Source organism: Psychrobacter sp. FME13 (genome assembly GCF_014861395.1).
In the GTDB taxonomy this organism is placed as follows: domain Bacteria; phylum Pseudomonadota; class Gammaproteobacteria; order Pseudomonadales; family Moraxellaceae; genus Psychrobacter.
In genome coordinates this window covers 1-8388 of sequence record NZ_RRYV01000140.1, presented here as the reverse complement: position 1 = coordinate 8388, position 8388 = coordinate 1, and the positions used below count along the sequence as shown (strand labels likewise).

Genomic DNA, 8388 nt, shown 5'->3' with positions numbered 1-8388 from the left:
CTTTTACATCAATTATGGCTACGTCTGATGCCAGCATACTTTTTAGAACACCACCCATAATTTTATTAAAAATCGCCCTTATGCAGTCGTCTTGTATGGTGCAACCAGTTTTGTAGGAAAAATCACAGCTCACTATTTAGCAGATTTTTTGTCTAACGGAAAGGACAACCATAGTACGCAAGTCACATGGGCAATAGCAGGTCGTGATGAGACAAAGCTCAATGAATTACAGTCTGAGCTGACAAGTAAGGTAGATATTATTATTGCTAACAGCAACGATGATGCTAGCCTGAATGACATGACCGCACAAGCGCAAGTCATTATTTCAACCGTCGGCCCTTATCTCAAATATGGGGAGCCTTTGATTAAGGCTTGTACCGCCAACGGTACCGATTATGTCGATCTCACTGGTGAAGCCATTTTTATCAAAGATATGATGGATAAATATCAAGATGCAGCCGAGCAGAGCGGCGCTCGTATCATTAACTCGTGTGGCTTTGACTCTATCCCATCAGATTTAGGTGTCTACTTTACGCAAACCAAAGCAGAAGAAAGGTTCGGTGATACTTGCCATGTCATTCACATGCGCGTAAAAGCCGCAAAAGGCGGCTTGTCAGGTGGGACGATTGCATCAATGGCAACTATCTTTGAAGAAGCAGGCAAGAGTAAAGCTCGTCGTGAGCAGGTAGCAAACCCCTATCTACTCAACAATGACACAGATGCGCCACGGGTACGCCAAGATAACATCAGCAAGCCAGAATACGATAATGAGCACAAACGTTGGCTCGCCCCCTTTGTGATGGCCAGTATTAATACTCGTATTGTGCATCACAGCAACCAGTTAATTGGTTATAAATATGGACGTGATTTTAAATATGATGAAGCCATGTGGATGCAAGATGGTGTGAAAGGTCAACTATCGAGCTACGCCTTGAGTGCAGGCTTATTTGGATTTTCCACCGCTATGATGATCACCCCGAGCCGTGAGTTACTATCTAAACATGTATTGCCCAAATCAGGATCTGGTCCGTCTGAAGAAGAGCAAGAAAATGGCTATTATGATATTCGCTTTTTTGGACAGACCACAAAAAAACAGACTATTAACACCAAGGTAACCGGGGACAAAGACCCTGGCTACGGTAGTACCTCACGTATGCTAGCTCAAGCGGCACTGTGTTTGGCACAAGATATCAGTAAAGAAACTGTTGATGGTGGGTTTTGGACACCAGCATCTGCGATGGGTGAGCACCTGTTAGCACGCTTAGAGAAGTATGCAGGACTTAGCTTCGAGGTCATTGATGAATAATGGTCAACTTATCTCAAACGCATATAACCATCATTGATACATTGATACTCTCTCTATCACGGTACTGACAGAGATTGTTCATAAATATTTAACAGACTTTAATATGTAACAATATGAATACACTGATTTCACAATGTCACATGAAAACATTAAGCTGTTAGAATATTAATTCATGTACCACTTATGTACCACTGAACCGTCAAGAGCTTAATTGCTATTCTTCATTTCAGAATTTATGTTTGGTTATTAGTTAATTAATAAGACTTTTATCTTATACAATCATGATAGTCAGTATGATGGTTATCATGATTTTATTTTATCTGCATCTTATTAAAATATGCCTCCAAATCAATCAATAGTCCTTTAAATGTGCTAAATATATATTTTATCGACATATTCAGTCTATGTGCAGCAGCATTAGATACTGGTTAAATTAGATATTTCTTTAAATTAATATACAAAATCTGTAAACCAAGGAACCAACCCATGCAAAAACGTACTTTATCAATACTTATCAGTGCAGCGCTTACTATCCCAAGCTTGGCAATGGCAGCTCCTGCAGATACCACACCAGCAGACGTGCAAACAGCAATGGCTGATAGCGCAGTGCAATCTGACGTTGAAAATGCCGAAAACGGGCTAAACTCAGTTGAATCTAGCCCTTTTCAAATCAGTGAGACTCAAACTATTTCAATTGCAAGAACCAATGGTAATGCAAATATAGCTCAAGTAGAAGAAATGCAGCAGCCAGATATGTCACAACCAGATATGTCACAACCAGATATGTCACAACCAGATATGTCACAACCAGATATGCCACAGCCAGATATGTCACAACCAGATATGTCACAACCAGATATGCCACAGCCAGATATGCCACAGCCAGATATGCCACAGCCAGACATGCCACAGCCAGACATGCAACAACCAGATATGCCACAGCTAGGTATGTAATCAGTCATTAGATAATTAAGTGTTCGGCTACTGATGATTGGTTTTTATCAGTAGCTTTTTCAGAACAGGACACAAAAAATAAAAAAGGCAGCCTAATGGCTGCCTTTTTTATGTTGCAAATAATTTACAATCTTTTATCTCTTGGTTTTAGTCACGCCTGCTTCTTGCAATAACGCACCAAGTGTACCCATCTTACTAGGTGTCTCAGTTTTCTCAGATCTTGGTGCCTTGCTACGATTATTACTAGCACTTCCTTTATCTTGACGATCGCCACGTGACTTGCTTGATCTCTTATCAGCCGATTTTGGGCGACTATTACGTGAACGATTGGTTTTGTCATCAGCGTCCGTGTCTTTAGCAGTAGATTTGACTGCTGAACGTGTTGGTTTTTCAGACTCAGGCTTCATACTAAAGCCAATACGACCACGCTTCTCATCAATAGAGATGACACGTACTGAGACAATATCACCTGGCTTCACACGATTCATCGGATCAGCGACAAAATCATTGGCCATTTGTGAAATATGAACCAAACCATCTTGGTGAACGCCAACATCAACGAAACAACCAAAGGCGGTAACATTAGTCACGACACCTTCGAGCTGCATGCCTTCTTCTAAATCTTTGATGCTATTTACATCATCACAAAAATTAGCTGTCTTAAACTCAGGACGTGGGTCACGTGCAGGTTTGGCAAGCTCATCAACAATCGCTTTTACGCTGATATTGTCATCATTAGTAGCAAGTGCAGTAGTATCGATAGTATTTAGCACACCATCGTTACCAATAATTTCTGACAATGGCTTGCCTGCTTGTGCTAATAAACTATCAACCAACACATAACTCTCTGGATGCACACCTGTGGCATCCAAAGGATTGCTGCCACCATGGATACGCAGGAAGCCTGCTGCTTGTTCAAAGGTCTTAGCACCCAAACGTGGAACATTTTTCAGTGCTTCACGACTATCAAAGGCACCGTTTTCTTTACGGTAGGTAACGATTTGCTGAGCGACATTGCGATTCAGACCAGCGATATGTGCCAGGATAGCAGGACTCGCCGTATTCACATCGACACCAACAGCATTTACGCTATCTTGTGTTACCTTATCAAGACTATCTGCCAATTGAGTTTGGTTCACATCATGCTGGTATTGGCCAACACCAATGGCTTTTGGATCAACCTTGACAAGCTCTGATAATGGATCTTGTAAACGACGAGCGATAGATACTGCGCCACGTACAGAGACATCCAAATTAGCCAACTCATCACTGGCAAGCTCACTGGCTGAATAGACAGATGCACCCGACTCATTAACGATAACGGCTTTCGCTTTTAGCTCAGAGTTGGCTGCCAAAATCTCTTTAATCATTGCGTCTGTTTCACGACTTGCCGTACCATTGCCGATAGCGACCAAATCAACATTATAAGTATCTAGTAGCGCACCAATGACTTTTTTGGCCTCGCTCATCTTATTATCAGGTGCAAATGGATAAACAGTAGCAACAACCGGTTTGTCTTCACTATCCAGCATGACATGGCCTTGTGCATCGACAATCGCCATTTTGACACCATGACGGATGCCTGGATCAACGCCCAAAATAACTTTACGACCGGCAGGTGCTGACATTAGTAAATGCTGCAGATTATTTGCAAACACATCAATGGCATCCGCTTCAGCCGTCAGACGCTTTTCAGTCAGCAAACGATGTTCTATATGCGGACGCCATTTTTCTTTCCACAAGCTGCTCGCTGCTTCCGTTAAAAATGCGCAACGCTCAGCAGGCGCTTTTGTATTAATATCAAAATAACTGATAATTTTTTCGATAAAAGGAGTATCTTCACCCTCAATCTTTAGACCTAAGACGTTCTCTTGGCGACCACGTAACATCGCCAATAGACGATGATTGGGCAGACGCGCTAAGCTTTCACTATGCTCAAAGTAATCTTTGAATTTTTCACCGACTTCACGTTTTTCATCACTAGCAACAGTAGACACGATACTAGCAGTTTTGGCAAAACCACTACGTAAGTTGTCTAACAAATCTAGCGCTTGCGTCCATTCGTCAACGATGATGGCTTGTATACCTGCCAACTGCTTTTCTATATCACTGAAATCAACCTCAATTTCATTACCACTATCATCAGTAATACTAGATGGTAATTGATAGTCTGCTAAGGCATCCGTTGGGGTAATCTCTTGCGTTAACACTGCCTGAGCAGCTATATCAAGGCCAGCAACTCGTGCTTTGGCAGCTGGTGAACGGCGGCGCGGACGATATGGCAGATAGATGTCTTCTAGCTCAAGTTTCGATGTCGCATTATCAATACGCGTCTGCAGCTCATCAGTCAAATTACCTTGCGTGCTGAGCAGCTCAGTAATTTTTAGGCGACGGGTGGCCATATCACGCTCATAATTGAGAGACTTCTCTAACGCTCGTAGTTGTGCATCATCAAGATTCTGAGTCTTTTCTTTGCGGTAACGGGCAATAAACGGAACAGTCGCGCCTTCATCGTAAAGTTTGACAAACGCATTGACTTGAGCAGTCTTAATGCCAAGCGCGCGAGCAAGCTTGTCGTGAATATTCGCGTGTGTGGTTGCATCCAAAACCTTTGCATTTGTCGAGGTTTGAGATGGCGTTAAGGTATCAGTGCTACTCATATACGTATCAATCGTTGAGAAATGTAGTTTTGCATTATAGCAAAAGCTGCATGAATAAAAATCCTTTTTATCTTTTCGTTATTTATCGGGGGTTTTATAGCAAAAAATGCCGAATATCATAGGTTTTATCACCTTGTTAAACAAACGCATACAGCATTTGTCCTTATGAGTGATGCAATTCGTTGTGCAATCTTATACACTAAAGTATCAATAACTAGAATATCGGTATGTTCTGATACATTAAACAATAGTTTTCAATTATAGGAAAATATTGCTTCTGACCAATAATTGGATAATGATACTATTTTGCTGATAGCCCTTCACACACGATTTTTATGTATGATATCTACTAATAATAATTTTTATAAGAGGATGCCTGTATGACTGATAATAACAGCCCTGATACTTTGACTCAGCGTATTTTAGTCGTCGATGATGATGCACGTTTACGCTCGTTGCTACAACGCTTTCTGGAAGACGACGGTTTTGTCGTCCGTACTGCCCACGATGGTAATCAGATGGACAAGTTAATGCAGCGCGAACTATTTTCGTTGGTAGTATTAGACTTGATGCTACCTGGTGAAGACGGTATCAGTATTTGTCAGCGTTTGCGTGAAGATAATGGTGACATTCCTATTATTATGCTGACAGCTAAAGGCGGCGATGCGGATCGTATCGCAGGACTCGAAGCGGGTGCTGATGATTATCTACCCAAGCCATTTAACCCTAAAGAATTATTGGCACGTATTAAAGCAGTACTCCGTCGCCAAAACCGTGAGCTGCCTGGCGCACCAAGTCATCAGCTTGAAGTGGTTGAGTTTGGACCATGGACGCTGGATCTATCGACTCGTACGCTCAAACGCGATGGTAATGTTGTTACCTTAACAACCGGTGAGTTTTCAGTATTAAAGGCATTAGTACAGCATCCACGTGAGCCATTGACTCGTGACAAGCTAATGAATCTGGCACGTGGTCGTGAATGGGGGGCAATGGAGCGCTCTATCGACGTCCAAGTGTCACGCCTACGCCGTCTGATTGAAGATAACCCTTCACAAGCACGCTACATTCAGACCGTTTGGGGTGTGGGTTACGTCTTTGTACCAGATGAAACAGAAGGGGAAACCGCTAAGAGTGAGTAACCTTTGATGCATGCATGTCATGATTTTAAAAATGACATGCACGCATTGAGTTACAAACACGTAATGACATAATTTCTTTTTAATATAAGCCGTATTTGATAGTTTTCAAACACGCGCTAATATGACGAGTATTTCTGTGAAAAAACCGATTATTTTTCAAAATATACCCTGCACCTTGGTGACAGGGTTTTTGGGTGCCGGAAAGACGACCGTAATCAATGAATTACTGGCTACAAAGCCTAGTGATGAGCGTTGGGCATTGCTGATTAATGAGTTTGGTCATATCGGCATTGATGGTTCGTTACTAGCAAGCTCACAAGACAATAATTTTGAACAACAAAAAATTGCTATTCGTGAAGTCAGTGGTGGCTGTATTTGTTGTACCAGTCAGCTCCCGTTACAAATCGCAATTAGCAGGCTACTCAGTGAGCACAACCCGCAGCGGCTACTCATAGAACCGACAGGACTGGCGCATCCACGCGAGTTAATCAATCAACTCGGTGCTCCTCATTGGCAAACAGCACTAAAAATGCAAGCCGTGATAACGGTACTCAGCGGCAGTCATTGGCAACAGGAGAAGTATCGCAACCAAGATGGCTTTCAGGCCCATGTCCGTGATGCGGATGCTTTGGTCATTAATCGTTACGCTCAATTGCAAGATACCGATAAACAAGCATTAATAGCGTGGATTACCAATCTAAATTCGTACGTAACAATCATTTGGGCACCAGATGAGCAAGCCACAGCTGATATTCAAAGTGCATACTTACTGAGATTGAACGATCAACTAAATAACGCTAGCCAAATAATCTCGAAACAACGCAAAATCAATATTACTCACACTCAAAAATCAGTCATGGGCTTGCAGCCTCCTAGAGCAGCTAAATCGATGTCACCGTTATCGGACTCTTCAGCAGAGAGTGATAGTGATCAACACGATACAGATATCGACCAACCCTACCGCTATCATGAAAAACAACAAGATATACTCTTAGCAGGCTGGCGATTGCCAGCGCACTATAAATTAGATGCGCATGAGTTGCAGAATTGGTTGTTGAAACTACCCAACTGGCTACGTATCAAAGGCGTTGTCAATACGACTGACGGCTGGCTACAGATTAACTTCACCCCTGACAGCTTAACCACCAAGACGGCCAGCGTGCAGGTTGATAGCCGAATAGAGATGATTTTGCAGTTAGATGAAGATGCAGCTAAAGAAGAGGTAGATATTGAACTGAAACCTGAGTTATCTGCAACCTCTATAAATTGGGATACCTGTGATCAAGAGCTGATGGCTATGGTTGTATAGCTCATAACAGTAACGTATATACTAAAATACGGAGTCGATATTCAAACTGACTGAAAAATGAATACGCCATAGCCAAGGAAAACCACTGCTAGTTTTTGGGCTGTAATTCAACCACTTGCCCGCGCACGCCAATGCTCGCATCACTCATCAAGCAAACGTAGCCTGCCATAATATCTTCTGGCGTTTTGAGACTCATAGGGTTTTCACCTGGATAAGCATGGGCGCGCATATTGGTACGCGTACCACCAGGATTGATACAGTTAAAACGCAGATTAGTCGTGTTCTGAGTTTCCTGAGTAAAGATATCACTCATCCCTTCTACTGCTTGCTTTGAGAGCGCATAAGCGCCCCAAAATGCACGAGGATGTGTACCAACTGTGCTAGAAGTAAAGACAATGGAGCCATTATTTGCGTCTTTTAGTAGCGGTAGCAACGCTTGGGTGAGCATAAACGTCGATGTAAAGTTAACCTTCATCACTTGAGCAAAAGTATCTACATCATACATCTCAAGCGGCGTCAGCTGTCCAAGCAAACCTGCGTTATGCAACACACCATCCAATTGACCGATTTCTTTGTCAATTAATCCTTCGAGCTGCTGCATTTCGGCATAGGTGGCCCCTTCTAGATTCATTGGTAGCATCGCTGGCTGCTTACCACCAAAGCTTTCTATCTCATCATAAACATACTCAAGCTTACTACTGGTACGACCCAATAGCAGCACTGTTGCACCATAACGTGCATAGGTTAAAGCAGCAACACGACCAATACCATCACCAGCGCCTGTCACTAAAATGGTCTTACCATCCAAACAGTTCTCAGATGGTACAAAATCACGAATTTCATCATGAGTTAGAGGTTGAGTAGGGTTTTGACTGGTTTGCTGATTGTTATCACTCATGGCATTACTCACTGCTTATCGTTTACTAGTTAAATATCAATAAAATTAAGTACTCATACATTTAAATAACTTAGATTAACACACCAAGTGCAACGCTAAGTAATGGAATAAAACACCTGGTT

Annotated in this window: 6 protein-coding genes; 3 read left to right on the top strand and 3 right to left on the bottom strand. The window is 42.4% G+C overall.

Features of this window, described 5'->3' with window-relative positions:
* Nucleotides 1-91 precede the first annotated feature (91 nt).
* Nucleotides 92-1306 (top strand): saccharopine dehydrogenase family protein, encoded by a 1215-nt coding sequence (locus EI164_RS12930; protein ID WP_225739287.1) that lies wholly within the window; start codon nt 92-94, stop codon nt 1304-1306.
* A 725-nt stretch (nt 1307-2031) separates the two neighbouring features.
* On the opposite strand, the gene EI164_RS17510 is transcribed toward EI164_RS12930, so the two are convergent.
* Entirely contained in the window at nt 2032-2211 is a 180-nt protein-coding gene (locus EI164_RS17510) for a pentapeptide repeat-containing protein (protein ID WP_225739288.1), read from the bottom strand.
* A gap of 183 nt (nt 2212-2394) precedes the next feature.
* Nucleotides 2395-4920, bottom strand: coding sequence for a Tex family protein (locus tag EI164_RS12920; protein ID WP_192520359.1), 2526 nt, complete (start codon nt 4918-4920; stop codon nt 2395-2397).
* A 380-nt stretch (nt 4921-5300) separates the two neighbouring features.
* On the opposite strand from EI164_RS12920, the gene ompR reads away from it, so the two are divergent.
* Together ompR and EI164_RS12910 are read left to right on the top strand one after the other, a co-directional pair.
* Entirely contained in the window at nt 5301-6059 is a 759-nt protein-coding gene (gene ompR / locus EI164_RS12915) for a two-component system response regulator OmpR (protein WP_192520358.1), read from the top strand.
* A 121-nt stretch (nt 6060-6180) separates the two neighbouring features.
* Nucleotides 6181-7368 (top strand): CobW family GTP-binding protein, encoded by a 1188-nt coding sequence (locus EI164_RS12910; RefSeq protein WP_192520357.1) that lies wholly within the window; start codon nt 6181-6183, stop codon nt 7366-7368.
* Between the two features lie 88 nt (nt 7369-7456).
* Here EI164_RS12910 and EI164_RS12905 read toward each other — a convergent pair whose 3' ends face one another.
* Nucleotides 7457-8266, bottom strand: a complete 810-nt coding sequence (locus tag EI164_RS12905; RefSeq protein WP_192520356.1) for a YciK family oxidoreductase — start codon at nt 8264-8266, stop codon at nt 7457-7459.
* Nucleotides 8267-8388: the final 122 nt, after the last annotated feature.